Source organism: Actinoplanes sp. TBRC 11911 (genome assembly GCF_012933445.1).
Lineage (GTDB): Bacteria > Actinomycetota > Actinomycetes > Mycobacteriales > Micromonosporaceae > Actinoplanes.
The window spans coordinates 1-25,174 of the sequence record NZ_JABBNC010000025.1 but is presented as its reverse complement, the minus strand read 5'-3'; the positions used below and the strand labels follow the sequence as shown (position 1 = coordinate 25,174).

The 25,174-nt window shown below is 69.2% G+C and carries 24 protein-coding genes; 9 read left to right on the top strand and 15 right to left on the bottom strand.

All coding sequences use genetic code 11. From position 1 onward, the window contains the following. The first annotated feature begins 61 nt into the window (after positions 1-61). Positions 62-1,144 carry a TIGR03118 family protein gene (locus HH310_RS28445; RefSeq protein WP_169178754.1) on the top strand — a complete coding sequence of 361 codons (1,083 nt, stop codon included), beginning with the start codon at positions 62-64 and terminating at the stop codon, positions 1,142-1,144. 158 nt (positions 1,145-1,302) lie between these two features. On the opposite strand, the gene HH310_RS28440 is transcribed toward HH310_RS28445, so the two are convergent. The 5 genes from HH310_RS28440 to HH310_RS28420 form a co-directional block, all read right to left on the bottom strand. Beyond that, positions 1,303-1,674: a hypothetical protein gene (locus tag HH310_RS28440; protein WP_169178753.1), complete on the bottom strand. Its 372-nt coding sequence runs from the start codon at positions 1,672-1,674 to the stop codon at positions 1,303-1,305. 139 nt (positions 1,675-1,813) lie between these two features. Continuing rightward, the gene (locus HH310_RS28435) at positions 1,814-3,016 is read right to left on the bottom strand and encodes an RNA polymerase sigma factor (protein WP_169178752.1); all 1,203 of its coding nucleotides are present in this window, start codon (positions 3,014-3,016) and stop codon (positions 1,814-1,816) included. After that, complete coding sequence (locus tag HH310_RS28430; RefSeq protein ID WP_169178751.1) at positions 3,013-3,357, bottom strand: YciI family protein; 345 nt, start codon at positions 3,355-3,357, stop codon at positions 3,013-3,015. Before HH310_RS28430 ends, HH310_RS28435 begins: the two co-directional genes overlap by 4 nt. Positions 3,358-3,446: 89 nt before the next feature. Next, positions 3,447-4,121 (bottom strand): response regulator transcription factor, encoded by a 675-nt coding sequence (locus HH310_RS28425; RefSeq protein ID WP_169178750.1) that lies wholly within the window; start codon positions 4,119-4,121, stop codon positions 3,447-3,449. After that, positions 4,118-5,374 carry a sensor histidine kinase gene (locus HH310_RS28420; protein WP_169178748.1) on the bottom strand — a complete coding sequence of 419 codons (1,257 nt, stop codon included), beginning with the start codon at positions 5,372-5,374 and terminating at the stop codon, positions 4,118-4,120. The genes HH310_RS28425 and HH310_RS28420 overlap by 4 nt, the downstream gene beginning before the upstream one ends. A 208-nt stretch (positions 5,375-5,582) precedes the next feature. Here HH310_RS28420 and HH310_RS28415 point away from each other — a divergent pair, with 208 nt between their 5' ends. The 3 genes from HH310_RS28415 (at position 5,583) to HH310_RS28405 (ending at position 8,411) form a co-directional block, all read left to right on the top strand. Continuing rightward, entirely contained in the window at positions 5,583-6,059 is a 477-nt protein-coding gene (locus HH310_RS28415) for a DUF1707 domain-containing protein (protein WP_169178747.1), read from the top strand. Positions 6,060-6,155: 96 nt separating this feature from the next. Further along, complete coding sequence (locus HH310_RS28410) at positions 6,156-6,980, top strand: metal-dependent hydrolase (protein ID WP_169178746.1); 825 nt, start codon at positions 6,156-6,158, stop codon at positions 6,978-6,980. Between the two features lie 828 nt (positions 6,981-7,808). Further along, positions 7,809-8,411 carry a DinB family protein gene (locus tag HH310_RS28405; RefSeq protein WP_169178745.1) on the top strand — a complete coding sequence of 201 codons (603 nt, stop codon included), beginning with the start codon at positions 7,809-7,811 and terminating at the stop codon, positions 8,409-8,411. Here HH310_RS28405 and HH310_RS28400 read toward each other — a convergent pair. Then, entirely contained in the window at positions 8,370-9,185 is an 816-nt protein-coding gene (locus tag HH310_RS28400; protein ID WP_312034378.1) for a helix-turn-helix transcriptional regulator, read from the bottom strand. The two genes, HH310_RS28405 and HH310_RS28400, sit on opposite strands and share 42 nt — an antisense overlap. 133 nt (positions 9,186-9,318) lie before the next feature. Here HH310_RS28400 and HH310_RS28395 point away from each other — a divergent pair, with 133 nt between their 5' ends. Next, on the top strand, positions 9,319-9,696 hold the full coding sequence (locus HH310_RS28395; RefSeq protein WP_169178744.1) for a DUF2255 family protein: 378 nt from the start codon (positions 9,319-9,321) through the stop codon (positions 9,694-9,696). A 72-nt stretch (positions 9,697-9,768) separates the two neighbouring features. Here HH310_RS28395 and HH310_RS28390 read toward each other — a convergent pair whose 3' ends face one another. After that, entirely contained in the window at positions 9,769-10,764 is a 996-nt protein-coding gene (locus HH310_RS28390) for a DUF6183 family protein (RefSeq protein ID WP_169178743.1), read from the bottom strand. A gap of 198 nt (positions 10,765-10,962) precedes the next feature. Here HH310_RS28390 and HH310_RS28385 point away from each other — a divergent pair, with 198 nt between their 5' ends. After that, positions 10,963-11,811 (top strand): hypothetical protein, encoded by an 849-nt coding sequence (locus HH310_RS28385; RefSeq protein WP_169178742.1) that lies wholly within the window; start codon positions 10,963-10,965, stop codon positions 11,809-11,811. A gap of 6 nt (positions 11,812-11,817) precedes the next feature. On the opposite strand, the gene HH310_RS28380 is transcribed toward HH310_RS28385, so the two are convergent. The 3 genes from HH310_RS28380 to HH310_RS28370 all read right to left on the bottom strand — a co-directional run bounded on the left by HH310_RS28380 (position 11,818) and on the right by HH310_RS28370 (position 13,475). Then, positions 11,818-12,255, bottom strand: coding sequence for a DUF6941 family protein (locus tag HH310_RS28380; protein WP_169178741.1), 438 nt, complete (start codon positions 12,253-12,255; stop codon positions 11,818-11,820). Further along, complete coding sequence (locus HH310_RS28375; protein WP_169178740.1) at positions 12,255-12,449, bottom strand: hypothetical protein; 195 nt, start codon at positions 12,447-12,449, stop codon at positions 12,255-12,257. The genes HH310_RS28380 and HH310_RS28375 overlap by 1 nt, the downstream gene beginning before the upstream one ends. A gap of 444 nt (positions 12,450-12,893) precedes the next feature. After that, on the bottom strand, positions 12,894-13,475 hold the full coding sequence (locus tag HH310_RS28370) for a TetR/AcrR family transcriptional regulator (protein WP_169178739.1): 582 nt from the start codon (positions 13,473-13,475) through the stop codon (positions 12,894-12,896). A 58-nt stretch (positions 13,476-13,533) separates the two neighbouring features. On the opposite strand from HH310_RS28370, the gene HH310_RS28365 reads away from it, so the two are divergent. Then, entirely contained in the window at positions 13,534-14,730 is a 1,197-nt protein-coding gene (locus HH310_RS28365; RefSeq protein WP_169178738.1) for an acyl-CoA dehydrogenase family protein, read from the top strand. On the opposite strand, the gene metH is transcribed toward HH310_RS28365, so the two are convergent. Further along, entirely contained in the window at positions 14,714-18,322 is a 3,609-nt protein-coding gene (gene metH, locus HH310_RS28360) for a methionine synthase (RefSeq protein ID WP_169178737.1), read from the bottom strand. The genes HH310_RS28365 and metH overlap by 17 nt on opposite strands. A gap of 123 nt (positions 18,323-18,445) precedes the next feature. Further along, the gene (locus HH310_RS28355; RefSeq protein ID WP_169178736.1) at positions 18,446-20,071 is read right to left on the bottom strand and encodes a bifunctional 3'-5' exonuclease/DNA polymerase; all 1,626 of its coding nucleotides are present in this window, start codon (positions 20,069-20,071) and stop codon (positions 18,446-18,448) included. 468 nt (positions 20,072-20,539) lie between these two features. Here HH310_RS28355 and HH310_RS28350 point away from each other — a divergent pair, with 468 nt between their 5' ends. Beyond that, positions 20,540-20,725, top strand: coding sequence for a hypothetical protein (locus HH310_RS28350; RefSeq protein ID WP_169178735.1), 186 nt, complete (start codon positions 20,540-20,542; stop codon positions 20,723-20,725). Positions 20,726-21,175: 450 nt separating this feature from the next. Here the strand turns inward: HH310_RS28350 and HH310_RS28345 are convergent, their stop codons facing one another. Beyond that, positions 21,176-22,048: an NAD(P)-dependent oxidoreductase gene (locus HH310_RS28345; RefSeq protein ID WP_169178734.1), complete on the bottom strand. Its 873-nt coding sequence runs from the start codon at positions 22,046-22,048 to the stop codon at positions 21,176-21,178. Next, the gene (locus HH310_RS28340; protein WP_169178733.1) at positions 22,048-22,926 is read right to left on the bottom strand and encodes a LysR family transcriptional regulator; all 879 of its coding nucleotides are present in this window, start codon (positions 22,924-22,926) and stop codon (positions 22,048-22,050) included. Before HH310_RS28340 ends, HH310_RS28345 begins: the two co-directional genes overlap by 1 nt. Positions 22,927-23,060: 134 nt before the next feature. Here HH310_RS28340 and mgrA point away from each other — a divergent pair, with 134 nt between their 5' ends. After that, positions 23,061-24,047: an L-glyceraldehyde 3-phosphate reductase gene (gene mgrA / locus HH310_RS28335; RefSeq protein ID WP_396027551.1), complete on the top strand. Its 987-nt coding sequence runs from the start codon at positions 23,061-23,063 to the stop codon at positions 24,045-24,047. 6 nt (positions 24,048-24,053) lie between these two features. Here mgrA and HH310_RS28330 read toward each other — a convergent pair whose 3' ends face one another. Beyond that, positions 24,054-24,767: an alpha/beta fold hydrolase gene (locus tag HH310_RS28330; protein WP_169178731.1), complete on the bottom strand. Its 714-nt coding sequence runs from the start codon at positions 24,765-24,767 to the stop codon at positions 24,054-24,056. Between the last annotated feature and the right edge of the window lie 407 nt (positions 24,768-25,174).

Genomic DNA, 25,174 nt, shown 5'->3' with positions numbered 1-25,174 from the left:
TTTGTTTGGCCTCGAAGGGCCTCGCGCCAAAAGCGCCGGGCCGGAACTGAAAGGGACGTAGATGACCAATCGGCTATCGCTGCTGGGTGCTGGCGTGGTATCGGCAGCGCTCGTGGTGGGCACCCCGCTCGCCGCGAGTGCCCACGGCCCCTCGAACTCACACGGTCACGGCGAGGGCAGTGTCACCCTGCGCAACGTGATCTCCAGCAAGAAGGGTGAGGCGCCGCTGACCGACCCGACCCTGCAGAACATGTGGGGCCTCGCGGAGGGACCGGACTCCTCGGTCTGGGCCGCCAACATGGGCGGGAAGACCTCGATCATCCTGCGCGGCACCGGAACGCACAGCACCCCGTTCCGGCAGGTGACCCCGTCGATCACCGTTCCCGATGTCGTCGGGCCGTCCGGCGAGGTGTTCAACGGCACGGACGGGTTCAAGGTCGGCAAGGACCCGGCCCGGTTCCTGATCGCCGGACTGGGCGGCACCATCACCGGCTGGAACACCGGCACGGCCGCGACGAAGGTGGTCAGCACCACCGGCGCCGAGTACACCGGCATCGACATCATCAACACCCGCAAGGGCGCCGAGCTCGCGGCGACCGACTTCCACAACAACCGCATCGACGTCTTCGACAGCAAGTTCAAGAAGATCAGCACGCGCGGGTTCGTGGACCACAACCTGCCGGCCGGTTACGCGCCGTTCAACCTGGAGCAGATCGGCGACCAGGTCTTCGTCACGTACGCCCTGCAGGACGCCAACAAGGCGATCGACGTTCCGGGCGCGGGCCACGGATTCGTCGACGTGTACAACACCGACGGCACGCTCGAGCACCGCCTGATCAGCCGGGGCGACCTCAGCTCGCCGTGGGGTCTGACGATCGCGCCGCGCGGCTGGGGCGACCTGACCGGCAAGCTGCTGGTGGGCAACCTCGGCGACGGCACCATCCACGTCTACGACCCGCACAGCGGCCGCCTGATCACCGAGCTGAAGGACAGCAAGGGCAAGGCGATCACGGTCGTCGGCCTGTGGGGCCTGATCCCCGGCAACGCGAACTCGGGCGGCAACGGCACGATCTGGTTCGCCGGTGGCGCCTCGATGGCCAACCCGAACCACGGCGTGGTCGGCACGCTGACCTTCAACAACTGAATTCCGGTAACGGGGACCGCTGCGGAATTGGTCGTCCACTTCTGATCGGCACGGTTCGACAAAACATTTCGGCTCAGCCGTTCGGACAATTCCGCTAAACCCCGGAAAACAAAAAGAGGGCCGCACCCGTAACCGGGTGCGGCCCTCTTTCGCAATAACTAGTGGCGGCGGAACGTGGTGACCGTCAGCTCCCACTGGTTACGGTGGAAGCCACGACGCACCTTGCCGCAGTCGAAGCTGACCCACTTCTTGTGGACCTTGCCGACCTTGCCGACCTTGGTGCAGGCGCCGAGGGTGCGGTAGTACCCCTGCGAGTGCTTCTTGAACTGGTCGCGGTGGTCGGACTTCCGGTCGTTGTCGCGCCGGTTGTCGTTGCGGCGGTCGTCGCGCCGGTCGTCGGACTTGTGGTCGGCCTGGACGGAGGCGCTCGCGGTGGCCGCCGGCGTGGCGGAGGCCGGGGCGACACCCAGGGACAGGCCGGCCGCCACGGCGGCACCGGTCAGCGCGAGCATACGCACGGTCTTATTCATGGCAAACGCCTTTCTCGTAAACCAGAATTTCTCCTGGTGCGCCACAGATCTTATGAGCGCAGGCGCATTCCACGGCCGCCGACACCGCACACGAATAGGTGATTCGCGGGCGTTCCGAAAACGGTTGTTCCGCAAATTGTTATAAGCCCGATTCCTTGGTGACCACGTCCAGGCGGCGGCGCAGGTGGGCCCGTTCCGGCTCGGTGCGGGCCAGCGCCAGCGCCTGGTCGAAGGCCTCGACCGCCTCGCTCGATCGGCCGAGGCGGGTCAGCAACTCGGCGCGGACCGCGGGCAGCAGGTGGCCGCCCAGTTTCAGGCCGTCCAGCAGGGCCAGGCCGGCCTCGGGCGAGCCGGACTCGGCGATCGCCACCGCCCGGTTCAGCCGGACCACCGGCGAGCCGGTGCGGCGTTCCAGCTCGGCGTACAGCCGGGCGATCCGCGGCCAGTCGGTCGGCGGCGGCTTCGCGTGCTCGGCCGCGATCAGCGCCTGCAGGTGGTACTCCCCCGGCATCGGCGCGGCCTCCAGCACGTCGAGCAGGGCCAGCCCGCGCGCGATCTCGTCCCGGTGCCAGCGGCCGCGGTCCTGATCGGGAAGCAGCACGAGAGCGCCGTCCGCGTCGACCCGGGCATCCCGGCGCGCGTGTTGCAGCACCATCAGCGCCAGCAGCGCGGCGATCTTCGGCTCCTCGGGCAGCAGCTGGCCGGTGAGGTAGCCGAGCCGGATCGCCTCGCCGGCCAGCTCCGGCCGCACCAGCGACGGGCCGGCGGTGGCACGGTACCCCTCGGTGAAGACCAGGTAGATCACCTTGAGCACCACGTCGAGTCGTTCCGGCAGGTCCTCGGCGGACGGCTTGCGCAGCGGGATGCCGGCCACCGCCATCTTCGCCTTCGCCCGGGTCAGCCGCGCGGCCATGGTCGGCTCCGACACGACGAACAGCCGGGCGATCTCGGCGGTGGTCAGGCCGGCCACGAACCGCAGCATCAGCGCGGCCCTCGCCTCCGGCTTCAGCGCCGGGTGGCAGCAGGCGAACAGCAGCCGCAGCCGCTCGTCCGGGATCTCCTCGACGACCTCGGCCGGCTCGGTGATGAGCAACGGCAGCCGCCGGGCGTCGGCTGCTTCCCGCCGGATGCGATCGAGCGCGCGGCGGTGTGCGGCGGTGAACAGCCAGGCGGCCGGCCGGGCCGGCACCCCGTCGGCGGGCCAGACCCGGGCGGCCGCCTCGAACGCGTCCTGCAGGCTGTCCTCGGCCAGGTCGAAGCGGCGCAGCCGGGTCACGAGCAGGGCGAGCAGGCGGGACCACTCGTCGCGGTACGCCTGCTCGACCGCCTGCTCGGCGTTCACATCTCGGGGTTGTCGACGATCGGCCGGACCTCGACGATCGGCTCCGGCAGCTGCTTCGCGAGCTCGATGGCGGCGTCCAGGTCGGGCGCCTCAATCAGGTAGAAGCCGCCGAGCTGCTCGGCGGTCTCCGCGTACGGGCCGTCGGTCACGCCCACGTCGCCGGAGTTGCGGACGGTCGTGGCCGTCGACGAGTTGGTCAGCTCCTTGCCGCCGAGCATGGCGCCGCGCGACTGCAGCAACCCCGCGTACTTGGCGTGGGCCTCCATGGTCGCCTTGCGGTCCTGCTCGTCGCGAGCCTCCCACGCCTTCTCGTCGCCGTAGATCAGGAGTGCGTACTGCATGGTGTCTCTCCTTCCGCGGGCCGCCCGTCGCGACCGTCGGGATGATGACGCCACCACATCATCAGAATCGACAGGCCGGGAGAAAATCGTCAGTCGAGCCAGCCGGGACGGATCAGGCCCGCCTCGTACGCGATCACGACGAGCTGCGCCCGGTCGCGGGCACCCAGCTTGATCATCGTGCGGCTGACGTGGGTTTTCGCGGTCGCCGGGCTGATCACCAGGCGGGTCGCGATCCCGTCGTTCGACAGCCCCTCGGCGACCAGCACCAGCACCTCGCGCTCGCGGTCGGTGAGCTGGTCGAGCTGGGGCGGCGGGGTGGCCTGCTTACCCCGGGACGCGGCACCGGCGAACTCACCGATCACCCGGCGGGTCACGCTCGGCGAGAGCAGCGCGTCCCCGGCCGCGACCGCGCGCACGCCGCGCAGCAGCTCGACCGGCTCGGTGTCCTTGACCAGGAAGCCGGACGCGCCGGTGCGGAGCGCCTCGAAGACGTACTCGTCGAGCTCGAAGGTGGTCAGGATGACGACCTTGGTGCCGGCCAGGGCCGGGTCGGCGACGATCCGCTTGGTGGCCTCCAGGCCGTCCACCCCGGGCATCCGGATGTCCATCAGCACCACGTCCGGCTTGTGCTGCTGGGCCAGCTTGATCGCCTCGAGCCCGTCGGCCGCCTCGGCGACCACCCGGATGTCCGGCTCGGCGTTGAGCAGCGCGCGGAAACCCGCGCGGACCAGCGCCTGATCGTCCGCCAGCAGTACCGAGATCATTCCTCGTCCTCCTCCGCCGCGACCGGCAGTAACACCGACACCAGGAACCCGCCGTCCACCGGTCCCGCCTCCAGCGTGCCCCCGAGGCTCTCGGCCCGCGCGCGCATGCCCCCGATGCCGCTGCCACCGCCCTTGTCGTCCGGCTCGTCGTGGCGTACGGCCGGGCCGTCGTTGCGAATGGCCAGATGCAGTGCGGTGGGCAGGTAGTCGACGCCGACCGAGGCGGTGGCTCCCGGTCCGGCGTGGCGGCGCACGTTGGTCAGCGCCTCCTGCACGATCCGGTACGCGGCGCGGTCCACCTCGGGTGGCAGCTCCCGCTCGTCGCCGGTGACCTTCGTGGTGACCGGGAGCCCGGCGTCAGCGGTCAGGTCGTCGAGCCGGCTCATGCCGAGGGCGGGCTGGCGCGGCGCCGCCTCGTCCTCGGTGCGCAGCACGCCGAGCACGTTACGCACCTCGCGCAGCGCCTCCGCGCTCGCCGTCTTGATCGCGGTGAGCGCCTCCCGGGCCTGCTCGGGGCGGTTGTCCATCAGGTGCAGGCCCACCCCGGCCTGGACGTTGATCAGGGACAGGTGGTGGCCGAGCACGTCGTGCAACTCGCGGGCGATGCGCAGCCGCTCCTCCGACGCCTGCCGGCGTTCCTGCTCCTCCTGGGCGCGCTCCCGCTCGGCGCGCACCTTCATCATCTCGGCGAAGTGCTCGCTGCGTGCCTTGGCGGCGCTGCCCAGGAAGATCGTCAGGGCGACGGCGAGCGCGAGCAGCAGCAGGCTGCGCAGGTTCGCGTGGGCGCCGGCGGCGAGGCCGAGCGGGTCGGCGAACATCCCACAGACCAGGACATAGAGCACGTACGCCGTACTGCCGCCGACGATCGCCGCGAGTGGCCGGCCCTTCTTCGCCAGGCCGAACAGCGCGGCGCCGGGGGCGACCGCGTAGATCCAGCTCGGCTGGGCGACGGTCGCGAAGCCCAGGGAGGCGGCGGCCGCGACCAAAAAGACGGTCAGCGGGAACCGGCGGCGCCAGATCAGCGCGATCGGGCCGGCCAGCAGCAACGCGTACCACCAGCCGTTGAGGGTGACGAAGACCTCGCCGTCGTCGGCCAGGTTGTTCGCCCCGGCGACCTGGATGAAGCCGGCGAGGATCGCGGCGCCCAGGCCCGGTCCGCGGTTACGCAACGCCCCGGGCGCGGGCGGACCGGTGAACCGGCCGGTGCGGCGTTCCGGCCGCCACGGCGCTCCCCACCGTTGCGTCTCGTCCATGCAGCGAACGTACGGCAACGCGGTGGTCCGGGGCATCGGCGCGCGGGACTACTCCCCCGGGCGTACGTGGTGCGGGTGGGGTCCTCCTCCGGGCGTACGGGGGAAGGGTTGTGGGGTGGGAAAACGCACAGAAGATGCGCCGCCGGGGCGACGCGTTTCTTGCTCGGTGGGACGACTCTTGAAGGAGCACGTCAGCCGAGGAGGAACGATGACTAACGAGGCGTGGTCCGGCCCGAACCGGCTCCGGACCTCCGACACGGAGCGCGAGGAGATTGCCGCGATCCTGCGTGCGGCCATGACCGAGGGCCGACTCACCCTGGACGAGGGCGAGGAGCGGCTCACCGCCGCGTACGCCGCGAAGTATCGCGACGAGCTGCCGCCGCTGACGGCCGATCTCCCGGACGGAGGCCGGCGCGCCCTGCTGGACACTCCGGAGGCGCGTGCGGCCCGCGAGGCGACACGCCGGGGAGTGCGCCGGCACGCGGGCGCGGTGATCGGTATCGCGATGGTTCTGACCGCACTGTGGGTCCTGTCCGGGGCGCACTTCTTCTTCCCGATCATTCCGCTGGTTTTCCTGTTCATCGGCCTGCGCCGGCACGCGCGGTGGCAGGAATGGCAGTCGCACAACGGCGCGCCGAACGGGGTGGCGCCCTGGAACGCGCCGCACCACGATCGTCCTTTGTAGACACTACGGTTGTTGATCAACCACCGTCCCTCTGCCACAGTGACCGGGTTTGTCCCCGGTCACGGCAGAGCGGGGGCGCGGGGAGGATCAACAACGATGATGGGTCCGTCGCACGCCCTGTCCGGGGCGGCCGCCTGGCTCGCCGGGACCTGGGCTTTGAACCAGTTCGCCGGGTATGAACAGTCACCGCTGGCCATCACGGTCGGCACGCTTGTCTGTGCGGGGGGCGCGCTTTTACCCGACCTGGACTTGTCCGGAAAAGTCACGAGAAATCAGGGTGGGGCGACGGTGGCCCGCACCTTCGGGGTGATCTCGCTGTTCGCCGCCGAGGTGATCGAGAAGGTGTCGCTGGGCGTCTACACCGCGACCCGGCTCAGCAAGGACCCCAAGCGCAACAACGGGCACCGCACGTTCACGCACACGCTGCCGTTCGCCGCCGGGGTCGGCTGGGGCACCACGGCGCTGGCCACGCACTATGGCAAGTGGGCCGTGGTCGCGATCGTCTTCTTCATGGCCGGCCTGGCGTTGCGCGGCCTGTTCGACGAATGGGCCGAGAAAGCCGGCTGGGTGATCGTGACGATCTGCTCGGCGGCGATCGCCTGGTTCACCGCGGCCAACCTGCCCGGTGATCGCGGGTATCCGATGCTCGGGCTCGCGGTCGGGGTCGGCTGTTTCGTGCATCTGATGGGCGACATCATCACCTCGGCCGGGGTGCCGATCCTGTGGCCGGTACCGACCGGGCGGCGGTTGTGGCGCATGATCGGCGTGCCCAACGGGATCGCGGTGAAGGTCGGCGGCAAGACCGAGACCGTCATCTTGCGTACGGCGTTCACGGTGGTCGCGGTGCTGGCGGTGGTGGCGATGGTCGCGCCGCAGTTGTTGCACCGGTTCCAGCTGGATACGTGGGCGCGCGGTAAATAGCCGTCGGCCTAAGTCAGGCGCCGGCGTAGCAGGTGTTGATCGGCTGGGGTCGTGGTCGGTCGGAGGCTTGCCTCGTCGGCGCTTCGCGCTTCCGGTCGCGTAGTAGTTGTGGTCAACCGCGTGGCGGCAACCGCGTAATGCGGCTTCGGCTCGGGTGGCGCGGCAAAGGTAGTTCGGCGGTTTTCCAGCTCGTTCGGGCGACCGCCGGGCTGTTGACGTAGCGCGGGGCGATCGTCCGAGTTGAGGTGTTCCAGCTCGGCCCGGGGCGACCGCCGGGCTGTTGACGTAGCGCGCGGGGCGATCGCCGATATCCGATAAATGCCGATAAGTTATGCCTGCACTCTCCGAGGTCGTGCGGGTGAGCTGACGGATGGTGTCCGCGTCCGGCTGCGTTCTCGGCATGCGGTCGCGGATGTCTACATGCCGGGACGGACGTCCGAATAGGACAGTTGTTTTATCCGGATTAGTGGCTTTTGAGTGGGCCGCTGGCCGGGTGATTTCGAGACCTTGGAGAGTTACGCCCATATATGAGCCCGAACTCTCCAAGGTCTGGAAATCCGATCGCGCGCACCCAGCCGGCGTGGACGTTGCCGCTGCCGAAAACGGGCGAAACGGTGTATATGGGGTCGCCAGTGAACGATGTGGCGGCGTTCGGCGACGGGGATGCGGGGCGTGGGTGGAATGGCGTGTACCAGGCGTGTCGGCTCGCTGGTAAAACGAACGCTCGTTCGCGGAACGGAAAGCGCACTCAGGTCGCCAGCTGCCGAGCCGCACCAGGGCAGGGCCAGGGAAGATTTTTTGTCATACCCCTGCCCTAACGTGTCCGGCATGGAAGCCAAAGCCGCGCTGCGTCAATACCTGCAAGAGGGCCGGAACGCTCTGCTGTTCAAGATGGACGGTCTCGACGAGTATTCGGTGCGCCGTCCGATGGTGCCGACCGGCACCAACCTGCTCGGCATCGTGAAACACGTGGCCAGCGTCGAGGCGGGCTACCTGGGCGACACGTTCTTCCGACCGTACCCGGAGCCGCTGCCCTGGTTCGCGGAGGACGCCGAGACCAACGCCGACATGTGGGCGACCGCGACCGAGTCCCGCGAGCAGATCATCGGGCTCTACCGGCGCGTGTGGGCGCATTCGGACGCGACGATCGACGCGCTGGATCTGGACGCGCCGGGCCGGGTGCCGTGGTGGTCGCCGGAGAAAGCCGACGTCACGCTGCACCAGATCCTGCTGCACATGATCGCGGAGACGCATCGGCACGCCGGGCACGCCGATCTCGTACGGGAGCTGGTGGACGGTGGGGTGGGGAGGCGTACGGAGGGAGACAATGTGCCGAAAGAGGACGAGAAGTGGTGGCAGGACTACCGTGACCGCCTCGAGGAGGTCGCGCTAACGGTCGGCGGTCTCGGGAGCAGCCCAGCTCGCCAGTAACGCGAGCGCGTCGGCGTCCGGCGTGCCCGGCTCCGCGGTGTAGGCGAGAAGCGTCAGCCCTTCGTCGGCGGTGATCTCCATCGCCTCGTAGGCGAGGTGCATCGTGCCGACGACCGGGTGGTGGATGCGCTTGGTTCCGGTGCGGTGGAAGCGCACGTCGTGGGCGGCCCAGCGGGTACGAAACTCGTCGCTGCGAGTGGAGAGCTCGCCGACCAGGTCGGTCAGGGGCTTGTCGTACGGGTTACGGCCGGCCTCCGCGCGCAGCATCGCGACGATGTCCTCGGAGGTGCGCGCCCAGTCGCCGTAGAACTCGCGGGCGCGCGGGTCGAGGAAGGCGAAGCGCGCGGTGTTCGCGGGGCGGGCCGGGCTGTCCAGCACCGGGGCGAAGAGCGCGGCGCCGAGAGTGTTGGCGGCGAGGAAGTCCATCCGGCCGTTGCGCACCCACGCCGCCGTGCCGACCATGCTGTCCACGATCCGCTGGATGGGCGGGCGGACCCGCTGAGCGGGCGTCCGGCGCCGGACCGCCGAGGTGTTGGTCGCCGCGCGCGCGAGGTCGAAGAGGTGGGCGCGTTCGGCTTCGTCGAGCTTGAGGGCGCGGGCCAGGGACTCGAGCACGCTTTCCGAGACGCCGCCGAGGTTGCCGCGCTCCAGACGGGTGTAGTAGTCGACGCTGACCCCGGCGAGCATCGCGACTTCCTCGCGCCGGAGCCCGCTGACGCGCCGGTTCCCACCGTAGAGGGTCAGGCCGGCCTGCTCGGGCGTGAGCGCGGGCACGCCGGGTCGTCAGAAAGTCACGGGCCTCACCGCGGTGGTCCATGCCGTCGACGATAGATCCCGCCGGCGTACGTCTGGGAGGGTCTGCGAGTCACCCTCTGGCCTCCGCCGTGGTGCGTGGTTGTCTTGGAGCATGACGATGAGCTGGACCGGCGATGAGCTGACGAAGATCGGCGACGCGGACGAACTCGAGGTTTCGTCGGTGCGCCCGGACGGGAGCCTCCGGCCGTACGTGACGATCTGGGTGGTTCGCCTGGGGGACGATCTCTACATTCGGAGCGCGTATGGGCCGGAGAACGGGTGGTATCGGAGGGCGCACGCGGCGGGAGCGGGGAGGGTGCGCGCTGGTGGGGTCACGCATGACGTGACGTTCGAGGACGGCGACCCGGCGTTGCGCGAGCGAATCGACGACGCGTATCACGCGAAGTATGACAAATACGGCCCGACGGTTGTGGGGCCGATGGTGGGCGAGGAGCTCGCCGCGGTGACGTTCCGGCTGTCGCCGCGGTGACGCTCTCGTTGTCGCAGCGGGTGGCGTTCTCCTTGTCGCCGCTGGTGACGTTCTCGTTGTCGCTGCGGTGAGTCAGCCGGCGTCTGTCGCGGCCAGGACGGCTATGCGGCGGCGGTCCGGGGTGATCACGGCTAGGCCCAGGTCCCACGCCACCTTGTTGAACCAGGTGGTTCTGCCCTCGAAGAGGTACCAGCTGCCGCGCTCGGCATCCTCGCCGGCCATCGCGTGGATCGAGCGCCAGGCCGCCAAGCGCCCATAAGCCCCATAAAGGCCCTTGTTGTACGCGCCACCGGACGCCGCCGCGGTGAAGAGCAGGCGCCACGCCTTGTCCGGCGGGCAGGACTCGATCCCCAGCCGGCGGCGCGGCATCAGGCCGTCGAGGCAGTCGAGATTCATGGCCAGCAGGGTGTCGACGGGCTCGTCGAAGTCCCGCGCCAGCCGGAACGATCGCGCTTCGAAGCGGCCGTTGGATTCGCCGACCCAGTTCTGGACGGCGGCGCCGATCGCCTGCGCCTCGTCCGCCGTGGTGGTCTCGCCGACCTCCGGGGCTTGGTCGGAGGTCGCGCGCGCCGACGGCAGGTCCCAGGGCCCGAACATGTCGTCCCCGTCGACGCGTTCGATACCCGTCAGCGTCAGGGGCAGCACGCTCAACGGATGCTCGGCGGGCGGCCGATAGTCGACACGCTGGCCGCGCAGCACCAGCTCCTGCGCGAGGCACGCGCGGAGTTCGCCGGAAATATCGTCATTAAACGCGGCCGCGAGTTCCGTCGCGCGGTGCCCGGCCGCGAGCAGCGAAGCTACGTACGCGTCCTGCCCGACCACGCCCGCGACCCGCAGCGTCTGTGCGACGTCGTGCGCGGCGAGCAGCTTGAGCAGGTGATCCGCGGCGCTGCGATATTGCCACGGTGGCACCTCCGCATCGCGGTAGCTCTCCTGTAGAGCGACGATCAGATCCGCCACGTAGGCCGCGTCGCCGTCCGCGATGCGCTTCTCGGCAAGCTGCCGAACCGGCGTGACGCTGCCGAGCGACCCGAGCCCAGCAGCAACGTCCCGAGGCGCCTCATCCATGCGAAGAGCCTAGGCGCCCACTCCGCCGGTCATTCAGATGCGGATGTCCGCGGGGTCGGTTGTCGTGGGTAGGCCCGCCTCCAGCCAGGCCTCGACGCCGCCGGTCAGGTACCCCGGCAAATTTGGGGCAACCCCGGCATCAGCCGCCGGTGGACGGTCCACGATGCTGGTCGTAAGGAAAGAGGGGTGTGGGCCAGCTTGTACCGGAACGTAGCGCTGCCGTCGGCCACGGATCTGGAGGACGGCGTACGGGATTGGGTCTTCTCCGAGCCACTCCGCGACCTGATCGTCCACTTCGGAGGAGAGCTGCCCACCACCGACGCGAGGACGGCGCTGGGCTGGCTGGATGAATTCTCGTACGAGCACTGGGATTTCCGTCGCGGCGTGGAGCGCGCCGACATCAAGCAGCAGGTGTTCGAGAACGCGAGCCTGGTCCTGGCCGCCACCGGTGCGCTCGGGCTGCGCGGCCACAACACCCCGCAACGCGACTTCTACGACCGCATCCTGGTCCTCGGCGGTGGCGCCCGCGCGTGCTTCCTGCGCCCCGACTACACGGCGTCGCTCCTCAGACAGGGCCTCACCACCGACGGCATCGCCGGCCTGGGCAGCGAGCGCCGGCTGAGCCCGCCCGAGCGGGAGATCGCCGGCCCGGGCGCGGAAACGGAGGCGGATGCCCTGTTCCGAGGCTTCGATCGAGCCGGAGTCGACGCCCGAATCGTGACGGCCACCGGCCCGCGATCCAGCACGGCGGACGTCCGACGAGCCAACACCGCCGACACCTACGACGCATGGCGCGCCGCCGACCCGGCGCCGGTCTCGACAATCCTGATCGTGACGTCCGAGATCTACGTACCGTTCCAGCACTACGACGCCGTACGAAAGCTGGACGCCACCGTCGAAACCGTCGGCCTCCCGGCCGCGTACACCTTGCCCGACGGCCTCCGCCAGAGTTTCCAGCCGGAGAACTACCTGCAGGAGCTGCGGTCCGCGCTCCGTTCCATGCGACGGCTTCTGGAAACCCCAGGCGACAACGGCGATCGTCGGTGACGGCGCTCAAAGGTGTTGGCCGGGCGCATCCTCGACCGTAAAACCGGCGCTTCTGATCTCCTCGGCCAGTTCGAGCTGCCAGTAGTACCGCCCCGCCTTCAGCGGAAGGGGCGAAACGTTGAGGGCGAAGGACGCGTCGAGCGGAGATCCTGCCAGTAACCCTGCAGGACGTCCGACTTCGATGTTGCCTTCCGCCCTGATTTCTCGTGGTCCGTCGGGTGTCGAGAGGACCACCGGCGGCCCGTCTTGCTCACGCAGCGTCAACGTGAGAGCGAATCGTTGGTTGGCCCTGTCCCACGGCACTTTCGCCAAGACGGCCACGGCATGGGTGAAAGGAGTAGTCGTGCGGGACCATCCGGCCCCGAGCATGTGCACTTTGCCGGTTCCGGCCTCGGCCTGCGCAGCGTCACAAAGAATGAGTTGAACCTCGATCGGCGACGCCATCAGGCAGCGAAGAAGTTCAGGTTGTTGGGGTGAGTCGGTTCAGGTGCTTTGCCGACGGCCATACCGAAGATCGTAAGCCATTGGGTTTGGCCGCGTGCGGGTCGCTCGGTCTTGCCTCGCTCCGGCGCCGCCTCGAACTCGGCGAGGAGCGCGTCTACGTCCTCGTCCTCTTCGTAGTAGTCGTCGTGTCCCATGGTCGTCATGATGCCTCCCCTACCTGTGAATCACGCGGCGATTAGTGAAGTGGGCGCTACCTAAACGGTAGACATCACCTACCGGATCATTCGCGTCATACAGGACAACCAACGCAGGGCGCTGCTGGATATGAGCCTTGACCAAGAATCGCCATCCGCGGACCTGATGGTAGGAGTGCGCATAGTCAAGACCCTCGACACATTGGATAGCGTCTCGGACCTCGTCGGCCGTAATCCCGTGCTTATTGTTGATCTTTTCCTCCACCCGGGCGCTGATGTCGATTCTTACTACCCAGAGTCTGCTCACACGCCCTGCCTGATCTCGACCGCTCGCGAGGAGCTGAAGCTATCTCGGATCGGCAATGAGCTGTAATAGCAGAATCCTGTCGCATTTTGCTTTTGACGCGACGAAGGCAGGAGACGACCGACAAGCTCCTACTGAGATCAGCGGGTGAGGCGGGCCAGTTCGGCGTCCAGCATGGTGCGCAGCGGGGCCTCGTCGTGCTGCAGATTCGCCAGCATCGTGCCGCCCTCCAGGGCGGCCAGTAAGCAGGTCGCGGCCTCGTCGGGGTCGACGCCCGCAACCACGTGCCCGGCGCCTGCCGCCCGCCGCACCAGGGCGGCGAGGGCGAGCCGCCACTCCTCGAACAAGTCGGACAGCGTCGCGCGCAGCACCGAAGAGTCGCCCACCTGGCCGGCAAACGTGCCGAGCGGGCACATGCCGAAATCGCTGGCCCGCAGGGCCGCCAGCACCTCGTCGCGCCACCTGGTCAGGTCGTCGCACGACGGGTCGCTCAGCGACTGCTGGTTGGCGAGGATCCGGTCGAGCTGCAGGCGGAAGACGGCCTGGGTCAGGCCCTCCTTGTCGCCGAAGTAGTGGTAGAGCTGCGACTTCCCGGCGCCGCTGGCGGCGAGCACGTCGTCGAGTGAGGTCGCGGTGATCCCCCGGTCGTGCATCAGCCGGGCGGCGGCCGCGGTGATCCCGGCCATCGTCTGCCGGCCTTTGGCGGTTGTCGGGATTCTCACGTAGCCCACTGTACTACGCGGTACAGAACTTTTGTACCGAGGGGTACAGTCCGGACGTATGACTCTGATACTCGACCGCCCGAGCACCACCGTGGCGGAACGCGAACTGCGCGCGGACCTCGTGGCGCGCGCCGCCGGCCTCGTCCCGCTGCTCAAGCGCAACGCCGCGAAGACCGAGCAGGACCGTCGCGTGGCCGAGGAGAACATCACGGCCATCGAGCAGGCCGGACTCTTCACGATCACCCAGCCCAGGCGGTACGGCGGGCTGGAGGTCAACTTCCGGACGAAGCTCGAGGTCATCCGGGAGCTGGCGCGCGGCTGCGGGTCCACCTCGTGGACGGTGAACCTGCTGACCGACGGCGCGTTCTTCGCCGGCCAGTGGAACGAGCGGGCGCAGGACGACGTCTGGGGGGCCAACCCGCGCGCCCGCATCGCCGGGGTCCTCTCCCCCACCGCGAAGGCCGAGGTCGTGGACGGCGGCTACCGCGTCACCGGGCGCTGGGCCAACTGCACCGGGGTCCTGCACGCGCAGTGGGTGTCGCTCAGCGTGCCGGTCGACGGCGGCCTGGCGCTGATGCTGGTCCCCGTCGAGGACGTGACCATCGAGGACACCTGGTTCGTGGCCGGGATGCGCGGCACCGGCTCCAACACCGTGGTCGCCGAGGACGTCTTCGTCCCCGCCCATCGCTTCCTGTCGCTGCACAAGCTCACCAGCGGGCAGAACGACAACCCGTACAAGGACGAGGTCCTCTACCGGACGCCGTTCGCGCCGGGCGCGACCATCAACCTCGCGCCCACGCAACTGGGCCTGGCCCGGGCGGCCCTCGACTACGTGATCGAGAAGGCGGCCACGCGCGGCATCACCTTCACCTTCTACGAGACGCAGGCCGGCGCGCCCACGGTGCAGCTGTCGATCGCCCGGGCCGCGAACCTGATCGACATCGCCGAGATGCTCGCCTACCGCGCGGCCGCCGACGTCGACGAAGCCGCGCGGCTCGGTGAGTTCCCGGACTATGCGGCCCGTGCACGCGTACGGATGGACACCGCTCAGTCGGTGGTGAACGCCCGCGATGCTATTCGGGAGCTCGTCTCGGCGTACGGGGCATCGGCTTTCGCAGAGACGAACCCCCTGCAGCGCATCTGGCGGGACAGCGAGGTGGCGAGCAGGCACGCCATCGCCAACCCGGCGATCGGCGCCGAGGTGTACGGGCGGGCGCTGCTCGGCCACACCGGCGGGGTTACGCCACTGTTGTAGGTTCGTACGCCAGGTTCGGGCGCAGCCACCGCTCCACGTCCTCGACCGGCATCCCGCGCCGGGCCGCGTAATCCGCCACCTGGTCCTTGGAGATCCGGCCGACGGTGAAGTAGCGCGACGCGGGGTGCGCGAAGATCAGGCCACTGACGGCGGCGGCCGGCGTCATCGCGTACGACTCGGTGAGACCCACGCCGATCTGATCGGTGCCCAGCAGCTCGAACAGGTCTTTCTTCTCGCTGTGGTCGGGGCTCGCCGGATAGCCCAGCGCGGGGCGGATCCCGCGGAAGCGCTCGGCGTGCAGGTCCTCCAGCTTGGGCTGCGAACCCGGCTCGAACCAGTCGCGGCGGGCCTGCAGGTGCAGGTACTCGGCGAACGCCTCGGCGAGCCGGTCGGCCAGCGCCTTCACCATGATCGCGCGGTAGTCGTCGTTCTCGGCCTCGTAGTGCTTGGCCAGCTCGTCGGCGCCCTGGATGGACACCGCGAAACCACCCAGGAAGTCGCCCGAGCCGGCGGGCGCGATGTAGTCGGCCAGCGAACGGTTCGCGCGACCCGCCGGCTTCTGCGTCTGCTGGCGCAGCATCGGGAACTTCACGCCGCTCTCCAGCACGATGTCGTCGCCCTCGGAGTGGGCCGGCCAGAAGCCGTAGCGCCCGCGCGCCCGGAACGAGCCGTTCGCGATGATCTGGTCGAGCAGGGCGTTCGCGTCGTCGAAGAGCTCGCGCGCGACCGGCTCCTGCAGGATCGCCGGGTACTTGCCCTTCAATTCCCAGGCCAGGAACAGGAACTGCCAGTCGATCATCTCGCGCAATTCGGCGATCGAGGGCTCACTTTCCCGTACGCCCGTGAAGGCCGGTGTGGGCAGATCGCTGAAGTCGACCTCTTCCCGGTTCGCGCGGGCGTCGGCGAGCGTGAGCAACGGCTGCGCGCGACGGTTCTCGTGCTGCTCGCGCAGCCGCTCCTGCTCGGCCCTGTTCTCCACGTCGAGCGCCTTGGCCCGGTCCTCGTCGAGCAGGTTCGAGACCACGCCGACCACCCGGGACGCGTCGAGCACGTGCACCGTCGATCCCGCGTACGCCGGGGCGATGCGCACCGCCGTGTGCTGACGTGAGGTGGTGGCCCCGCCGATGAGCAGCGGCAGCTTGATGCCCCGGCGCTCCATCTCGGCGCCGACCGAGACCATCTCGTCCAGCGACGGCGTGATCAGCCCGGACAGCCCGACGACGTCGGCGCCCTCGGCGAGCGCGGTGTCCAGGATCTTCGCGGCCGGCACCATCACGCCGAGGTCGATCACCTCGTAGTTGTTGCAGCCGAGCACCACACCGACGATGTTCTTGCCGATGTCGTGAACGTCGCCCTTGACGGTGGCGAGCACGACCTTGCCCCGGCCGCGACCGGCCACCTTCTCCTTCTCCATGTACGGCTCGAGGTAGGCCACCGAGCGCTTCATCACGCGCGCGCTCTTGACCACCTGCGGCAGGAACATCTTGCCGGAGCCGAACAGGTCGCCGACCACCTTCATGCCGTCCATCAGCGGCCCCTCGATCACGTCGAGCGGGCGGGGCAGCTGCTGACGGGCCTCCTCGGTGTCGGCCTCGATGTAGTCGACGATGCCGTGCACCAGGGCGTACCTGAGCCGCTCGGAGACGTCACCCTCGCGCCAGGAGAGATCGACCGTACGCTTCTTCCCGGCCTCGCCCTTGACGGTGGCGGCGAACTCGACGAGCCGGTCGGTGGCGTCCTCCCGGCGGTCGAACAGCACGTCCTCGACAAGCTCCAGCAGGTCGGCCGGGATGTCCTGGTAGACGGTGAGCTGACCGGCGTTGACGATGCCCATGTCCAGGCCGGCCTTGACCGCGTGGAACAGGAACGCCGAGTGCATGGCCTCGCGCACCACGTCGTTGCCGCGGAACGAGAACGACAGGTTGGAGATGCCGCCGCTGGTGCGCACGCCGGGGCAGCGCTCCTTGATCAGCGGAAGCGCCTCGATGAACGCCTTCGCGTACCCGTTGTGCTCGGCGATGCCGGTGGCCACGGCCAGCACGTTCGGGTCGAAGATGATGTCCTCGGCGGCGAAGCCCGCCTGCTGCGTCAGCAGGTCGTACGCCCGCCCGCAGATCGCCACCTTGCGGTCGCGCGTGTCGGCCTGGCCCTGCTCGTCGAACGCCATGACGACGACGCCGGCGCCGAAGTCGCGGATGCGCCGGGCGTGCTCCAGGAAGACCTCCTCGCCCTCCTTGAGGCTGATCGAGTTGACCACGCCCTTGCCCTGCACGGTCTTGAGACCGGCCTGCAGGACGGTCCACTTCGAGCTGTCCACCATGATCGGGATGCGGGCCACCTCGGGCTCGGTGGCGATGAGGTTGAGGAACTTGGTCATCGCCTCCTCGCTGTCGAGCAGGTCGGCGTCCATGTTCACATCGAGCAGGTTGGCGCCGCCGCGCACCTGGTCGAGCGCCACCGCGACGGCGCCCTGGTAGTCGTCGGCCTCGATGAGCCGGCGGAACCGGGCCGAGCCGGTCACGTTGGTGCGCTCGCCGATCATCACGAAGCCGGTGTCCGGGCCGATCTCGAACGGCTCGAGGCCGCTGAACCGGGTGGCCGGCTGGGGCTCGGCGATCTTGCGCGGGGCCTTGCCGCGGACGCTCTCGACGATCTGCGCGATGTGCGCCGGGGTGGTGCCGCAACAGCCGCCGGCGATGTTCACCAGGCCCGAGTCGACGAACTCGCCGAGCAGCTCGCCGGTCTGCTCCGGGGTCTGGTCGTAGCCGCCGAACGCGTTCGGCAGACCCGCGTTCGGGTGCGAGGCCACGTACGTGCCGGCCAGCCGGTTCAGCTCGGCCACGTGCGGGCGCAGCTCGGCCGCGCCGAGCGAACAGTTGACGCCCACGACCAGCGGCTGCGCGCCCTCGATCGAGCGCCAGAACGCCTCCACGGTCTGACCGGAAAGCGTACGGCCGGACAGGTCGACGATCGTGACCGAGATCCACAGCGGCAGGTCCGGGGCGACCTCACGGGCCGCCGCGATCGCCGCCTTCGCGTTCAGCGTGTCGAAGATCGTCTCGATCAGCAGCAGGTCGACGCCGCCCTCGGCCAGCGCCGCGATCTGCTCCGCATAGGTGGCCTTGACCTGGTCGAAGTCGACCGCACGGTAGGACGGGTCGTCGACCTTCGGGGAGAGCGAGAGCGTCACGTTCAGCGGGCCGACCGAGCCCGCCACGAACTTGCCGCCGGCCTCGTCGGCCGCCTGCCGGGCGAGCTGAGCGCCGCGGAGGTTCATCTCCTTGACGTACGACTGCAGGCCGTAGTCGGCCTGGGCGATGCTCGTCGCGGTGAACGTGTTGGTGGTGGTGATGTCGGCGCCGGCCGCCAGATACTGCCGGTGGACGTCGAGGATGATGTCCGGCCGGGTGAGGTTCAGCAGGTCGGGGTCGCCGGTGACGTCCTGGACGTGGTCCGGCGCGATCAGGTCGCCGCGATAATCGTCGGGCTTGAGCTTGGCGCCTTGCAGCATCGTGCCCCAGGCGCCGTCCAGCACCAGGACGCGCTCGGCCATCTGGCGCTTCAGCTCGGCCGTACGGGCTTCTCTTTGCAAACCGACCACCCCTCCGTGATCAAACGGAGGCGCCCTTGGTCGGTAGTCACCGAGCGAGCGTGGCGGGGCCCGAAAACCCCGTTGCAGCGCCTCTCGCCTCGGACCAACAAAGGTACCCGACTTTCATTTCCCGTCTGCATATGCGCCAACCACTGAGACGTCGAGCGGGAACCGGACAGTTGTCGCGCCGAACAAGAGCCGGCCCGCTTCGGCGGCGCTGGCGTGCACCGCCGCCACCACCTGATCTGCCTGCTCGGCGGGACAGTGCACGACGACCTCATCGTGCACAAAAAGGACCATCTCCGCTTTTGTTCCATCGAGCGCCGTGCGCAGTGTGGCGATCATTACCAGCGCCCACTCCGCCGCCGTGGCCTGAATCACAAAGTTGCGGGTGAATCGGCCACGCGCCCGGCCGGACGCGCCGCCCTGGGAAGACTCGGCCGAGCCGGACTCTTCGGGAGGATCGAGGCCAGCGTCACGCCAGGCGGTCGAAGCGGGCGGACTCGTGCGTCCCAGCCATGATCGGACCAGGCCGCCGGCTTCACCCGTACGGGCGGCGGCCTCCACGTACTCGAAGGCGGTCGGGTAGTGCTTGCGGAGGACGGCCAGCGCCGGGATCGCGTCGCCGCCGGTCTGCCCGTACATCGCGCCGAGCAACGCGACCTTGGCCTTGGCCCGGTCGCCGTCGAACGAGTCGGCGGCCAGCGCCGCGTACAGATCGCCGGCCGCGCCGGCCTCGGCCAGGCGCTGGTCACCGGAGACGGCGGCCAGCATCCGCGGCTCCAGCTGGCCCGCGTCGGCGACCACGAACGTCCAGCCCGGGTCGGCGACGACCGCGCGCCGCACCACCTTCGGCACCTGTAACGCGCCGCCGCCGCGGGTCGCCCAGCGGCCGGAGACGACGCCGCCGGGCACATACTCCGCGCGGAAGCGGCCGTCGCTGACCCAGTCGTCCAGCCAGTTCCACCCGTGGGCCGTCCAGATCCGGTAGAGCTCTTTGTATTCCAGCAGCGGCTTCACCGCCGGGTGATCGACCCTGCGCAGCACCCAGGCCCGGGTATTCGGCACCTCCACACCCGCACGCGCGAACGCCCGGACCACCTCGGCCGGCGAATCCGGATGCAGCCCCCACGTGCCGAACGCGGCGTTGATCTCGGCGCTCAGCTCGGCGAGCCGGCGCGGCGGACCCACCGGCTGCGGCGGCCCGAGCAGCTCACGCAGCAGCCGGTCATGGATGTCGGCGCGCCAGGGCACCCCGGTGTGGCCCATCTCGGCCGCGACCAGGGCGCCGGCCGACTCGGCGGCGACGAGCAACCGGAAACGGCCCGGATGCTCGGTCTGCGCGATGCGGGACTGCTGGTCGGCGTACACCTGGGCGGTCGCCGCGAGCACGTCGAAGCCGGCGGCGGCCGGCGGACCCGCCATGGCCTCGAACAGCGCGCCCTGAGCGAAGCCCGGCGGCTCGGCGGCCCGCGGCGGCGGATCGGGCGGCACCGGCAGCCCCAGCAGCCGAGCCCGCGCGGCAGCCAGCGACCGCGGCGCACCCCACCACCCGGCATGCCCGATCAGCAACGTCTCGGTCAGCTCGAGATCATGACAGCGCGCCACCCGCACACCGGCGCGTAACAGCGCCGGATAGACCTCCGCCGTCGAGGCCCACACCCAGCGCGGATGATCAGCCGTCTCCCGCTCGGCCACCGCCATCGCGAGATCACTCACGGGCACCGGCTCGGCGGCAGGCAGATCCATCAGACGACCACCTCGGCCATCCGGATCGGGAACCACCGCTACCAGCACGAGCTCATTCTGCCCTGCGGGTACGACATTTTTTGGTACGCCCGTTCGAAGAGTCCCGGGCGCCTCGCCCGGCTGGGTGCAACACCGGCTCCTCGCGCCCGACCGGGCTGTCCCGTCACCCAACCCCGCGCGTCAGCCTCACGGGCAGCACCGGGCTGTCCCGTCACCCTTACCGCGCGGCCTCCGGCCGATCAGCCGCACGCGCCGCGGCCTGATCCCGTCCCGCCGGGGTCCGATGTGGACGGAGGGCACGCACCCGGCATTCTGGGGCGTATGAGGCCTTGGCGCCGGTCCCGCGGCCCCTCCGACGACTCCACAGGTCCCTCCGACGAGTCCATTGGCCGCGCCGACGAGTCCATTGGCCGCTCCGACGAGTCCATTGGCCGCTCCGACGGGTCGAGGGCCGCTCAAACGAGTCGAGTGGCCGCTAGCGACCCGGCCGCCGTCCAGCGGGCCGAGGTGCAGGCCGCCGTGCTGCACCCGCAGTTGCGCGAGCGCGATCCCGCCCTGCTCAGCGACCTGCTAGCGGGACCGGGCCACGTGTCGGGTGCCCGGTCAGCCGCCGGGAACGTCTCCCACTCCGTGGGACAGGTGGCCGCATACTGAGACCGGCGGCCACGTCGTGGACGTGGCATCCGCAATGTGGGATGGTCGTCCACTGTAGATAGTATTTCTGTCCCCTAATGCGGCTTTCGCCCGGCGAGGTTTTCCGGCCGAATGTGAACCTTGGAGAGTTGTGGTCGATATGTGGGCGCAACTCTCCAAGGTTCACGAAAATCTCACGATGTGGCTGCGATATCCATATGCCGGGACCGGCGGGCCCATCGTGTAGCCCGGTACGCCAGCTTCGCGAGCGCCGCGTGCCACCGCTGAGCCCACAGGTACGCCAGCTTGCAAGCGCCGCGTGCCGCCCGCCGAGCCCGGCAGCCTACCCGCCGGAAATATCGGATATATGCCGAAATACTTGCTGCGCTGACCCGGTGGCGCGCCGACCGACGAGGAGATCGCCTCGCTCCGCCGGGCGTCTCGATCGAGCAGACGTGCGAGACGACCCCTTTACTTGTCGAAGGTGGCGTAATACGTGGCGGCCAGGTCCTCGTCCTTGCGGCCCTGCTCCTTGGCCCGGCCGAGTCGCGCGGATGCCGCCTCGGCCACGTCCAGGCGCAGGCCACGGGCCCGGGCCGCCTCGACGATCAGCCGGCTGTCCTTCTCTGACGTGCCCACCGCGAAGCTCGCCGGGGACAACCCGCCGTCGCGGATCAGGTCGATCTTCGTGTGCAGGTACCCCTGATCGAGCGGGCCGCCGGCGGTCATCTCGAGGAACTGGTCGATGTCGACGCCGAGGCCCTCGGCCAGCGCGAGCGCCTCGGCGGCGGCCGCCACGGTCGCGATCGTCCAGCTGTTGGCGACCAGCTTGAACCGGGTGCCGCCGCCTTGCGCCGCGTCCTCGCCCTGCCACCACGTGCGCGCGCCGATCGCGTCCAGCACCGGCGCCACCGCCTCGCGATGCTCGACCGGGCCGGCCGCCAGCACGTTCAGCTTGCCCGCCTCGGCCGGCGCCCGGGTGCCCACCACCGGCGCGTCAAAGAAGATCAAACCCTTCGATTCCGCGTACGCCGCCAGGTCTGCCACATCCGCCAGGGAAACCGTGGTCATCTGCAGCCACTTCGTGCCCGGACGTGCGGAAACCCGCGCCATCACGTCCCGTACCGCAGCGGCGTCGAACAGCATCGTGATGACCACGCCGGCGCCGTCGACGGCCGCGTCCGCGGTGTCGGTGACCTGCACGCCGTCGGCCAGCAGCGGTTGCGCGTGCGCCCGGGTGCGGTTCCACGCGCGTACGTTCAAGCCCGCCTTGGCCAGCACGCGGGCCATCGCCGAACCCATGATCCCGGTGCCCAGCACGGCAACCGTCGGTGTCTCGCTCACTAGATGATCTCCTTGGAAAACAGCCGCAGCAGTTCCGTCGTCGCCGGCCCGGCGGGGGAGGTCGCCGGCATCGCGACCGAGACCTGCCAGCCCGGGCCGCCGGGCGCCGCGAGCGGCACCGCGCACAGACCCTTGGCCTGCGGCTTGCGGGTCACCGGCGCGGGCACCAGCGCCACCCCGAGACCCTGATGAACAAAATCAAGAAGCGTGTGTACGTCGTTGACCTCCACCGACACGCGGCGGGCCACCCCGAAGGTCTGGTCGTTGAGCCGGCGCGCCCCCCAATCGGCACTGAAGTCGATGAAGTCCTCGCCCGCCAGGTCCGCCACGGCGACCGACGTCTTCTCGGCCAGCGGGTGAGCCGGGTGACACAGCACCAGCATCTCCTCGGTCGCCAGCGGCAGCAAACGTATGCCCTCGGGGGCGGCGCCCGGTAGCGCGACGAAGCCCACATCGAGCCGGTTGGCCCGGAGCTGGTCGATGAGCTGCGCCGACCCCGCGTACTTCAAGCGGATCTCCACACCGGGGTACGCGCGCCGGAACGACGACAAAAGGGGCGGCAGATCGAGGACGCCGAGGCACTGCTCGGAGCCGACGGTGAGGGTGCCGCGCAACAACCCCCGTACGGCCGCAACCGCGTTTTTTGCCGCGGCCGCGCTGGCCAGCGTCCGGTGCGCCTCGGTGAGCAGCGCATGCCCCGCGTCGGTGAGCTCGACCCGGCGGGTGTGCCGCACGAACAGGTCGGCGTCGAGCTCGCGTTCCAAGGCCCGGATCGACGCGGACAGGCCCGACTGGGCGACCCGCATCCGCTCGGCGGCCCGGGTGAAATGCCTCTCCTCGGCGACCGCCACGAAGTACTCGAGATGCCGCAGCTCCACGATTGAGAACCATAGCTGCTGAATGTGAGCGCATTCTTCTGTTGGACGCGCAACCGCTCGGGATACAAGAGTGGAAGTCACCAGACCTAGGAGCTGCTTTGCCGTACAACGCCGATACCGACCGTTACCAGCAGATGGAGTACCGCCGTACCGGGCGGAGCGGGTTATCGCTGCCCGCCATCTCGCTCGGCCTGTGGCACAACTTCGGCGGCGACGTCCCGCTGGAGACCCAGCGGGCCATCCTGCGCCGCGCCTTCGACCTCGGGGTCACCCACTTCGACCTGGCCAACAACTACGGCCCGCCGTACGGGTCGGCCGAGTCGAACCTCGGGCTGCTGATGGACGCCGACTTCCGCCCGTACCGCGACGAGCTGGTGATCTCCACCAAGGCCGGCTATGACATGTGGCCAGGCCCGTACGGGGAATGGGGGTCTCGGAAGTATCTGACCGCCTCGCTCGACCAGTCCCTGAAGCGGATGAAGCTGGACTACGTCGACATCTTCTACTCGCACCGCTTCGACCCGGACACGCCGCTCGAGGAGACCATGGGCGCCCTGGACCGGGCGGTGCGCTCGGGCAAGGCGCTGTACGCGGGCATCTCGTCCTACTCGCCGGGAAAGACCGCCGAGGCCGCGGCGATCCTGCGCGACCTGGGGACGCCGTTGCTGATCCACCAGCCGGCGTACTCGATGTTCAACCGCTGGAGCGAGCGCGGGCTGCTCGACGTGCTGGAGGAGGAAGGCGCCGGCTGCATCGCGTTCTCGCCGCTGGCTCAGGGCCTGCTGACCAGCAAATACCTGAACGGCGTGCCGGAAGGGTCACGGGTCACGCAGGGCAAGTCGCTGGAAGCGGACATGCTCTCCGAGGAGAACGTCGACAAGGCGCGGGCGTTGAACTCGATCGCCGAGCGGCGTGGGCAGACTCTGTCGCAGATGGCGCTGGCCTGGGTGTTACGCGACCCGCGGATGACCTCCACGGTGGTCGGCGCCAGCAGTGTCCAGCAGCTGGAGACCAACCTCGGGGCGCTGCGCAACATGGCGTTCACCGAGGACGAGCTGGCCGAGATCGACAAGTACGCGACCGACTCCGGCATCGACATCTGGCCGCGCTTCAGCGAGTAGGTTTCGTCACCGCTCCAGGTACGCGGCGGCCTCGAGGATCGTCTCGGTGACCGCCGCGGCCCGGGAGACGGGCGTCGCGTGCGAGGCGTTCGGGATCTCGTAACAGTCCATGCCGCCCGCGCGGTCGGCCATGAACCGCAGCGCCTCGGCCGGAATGCTGCGCCCGGCGCCGCCCCAGATGAACCAGCTCGGCAGCCACTGCCAGGCCGCCTCGTCGGTGTCCAGCGGCTCGTCGAGGGCGCGCTCGGCGATCGGGCGCTGCGTCGCGGCGAGCAGGGCCGCCTGGTCGTACGGGAGGTCCGCGGCGTACTGCTCGTGGAACTTCGCCGGATCGATGATCAGTTCGCCGCCGCCGCGGTACATGAGCGCGTCGCCCAGGGTGCTGCCCTCGAACTTGCTGGTCAGCAGGGCGGCGCTCTCCCCCGGCGCCGGCGCGAACGCGGTCACGTAGACCAAGGCTTTGACCGACGGGTGCACGGCCGCCGCGGTGGTGACCATCCCGCCGTAGCAGTGCCCGGCGAGGATCACCTTCTGGTCCAGCGTGGTGATCAGCGAGCTCAGCTTCGCGGCGTCTTCCGCCACGCCGCGCAACGGGTTCGCGAAGGCAACGGTGGACACGCCCCGCTCGGCCAGCCGCCGGATGACGCCGGCCCAGATGGCAGACTCGGCGCAGCCCCCATGGACGAGAACGACCACCGGTTGGTCAACACTCGCACTCACGTCGCAACCTCCTCCATTCAGATGTTTGTCATCCTTGTGACGAGGTAGGCCGCTGTCATACGTCAATCGACTGCAACTTCGTGTCACAACCGATGCCGAGCAAGCCCTGCTAAGTCCACCGCGAGCTCCAGCGTCGCCGGCATTCGCTGCTCTCGCGCGCCACAGCAGCAGACCGAAATATCCTTTATTTCGCGTTATTTCGATCCATGTTGGAGCAGCGGTGCGCGGTGGCTCGCCCTGCGAACCCGTTTTCCGGAGACCTTGGAGAGTTCGGGTTCATATGTGGGCGTAACTCTCCAAGGTCTCGAAATTGAGCGCCGAACCGCCCGCACAAAAGGGTCAGAAGAGGGCGAATCGACTGTCCTTTTCGGATGATCGTCCACGATGCGGAACTGTTCAGCTGGTTC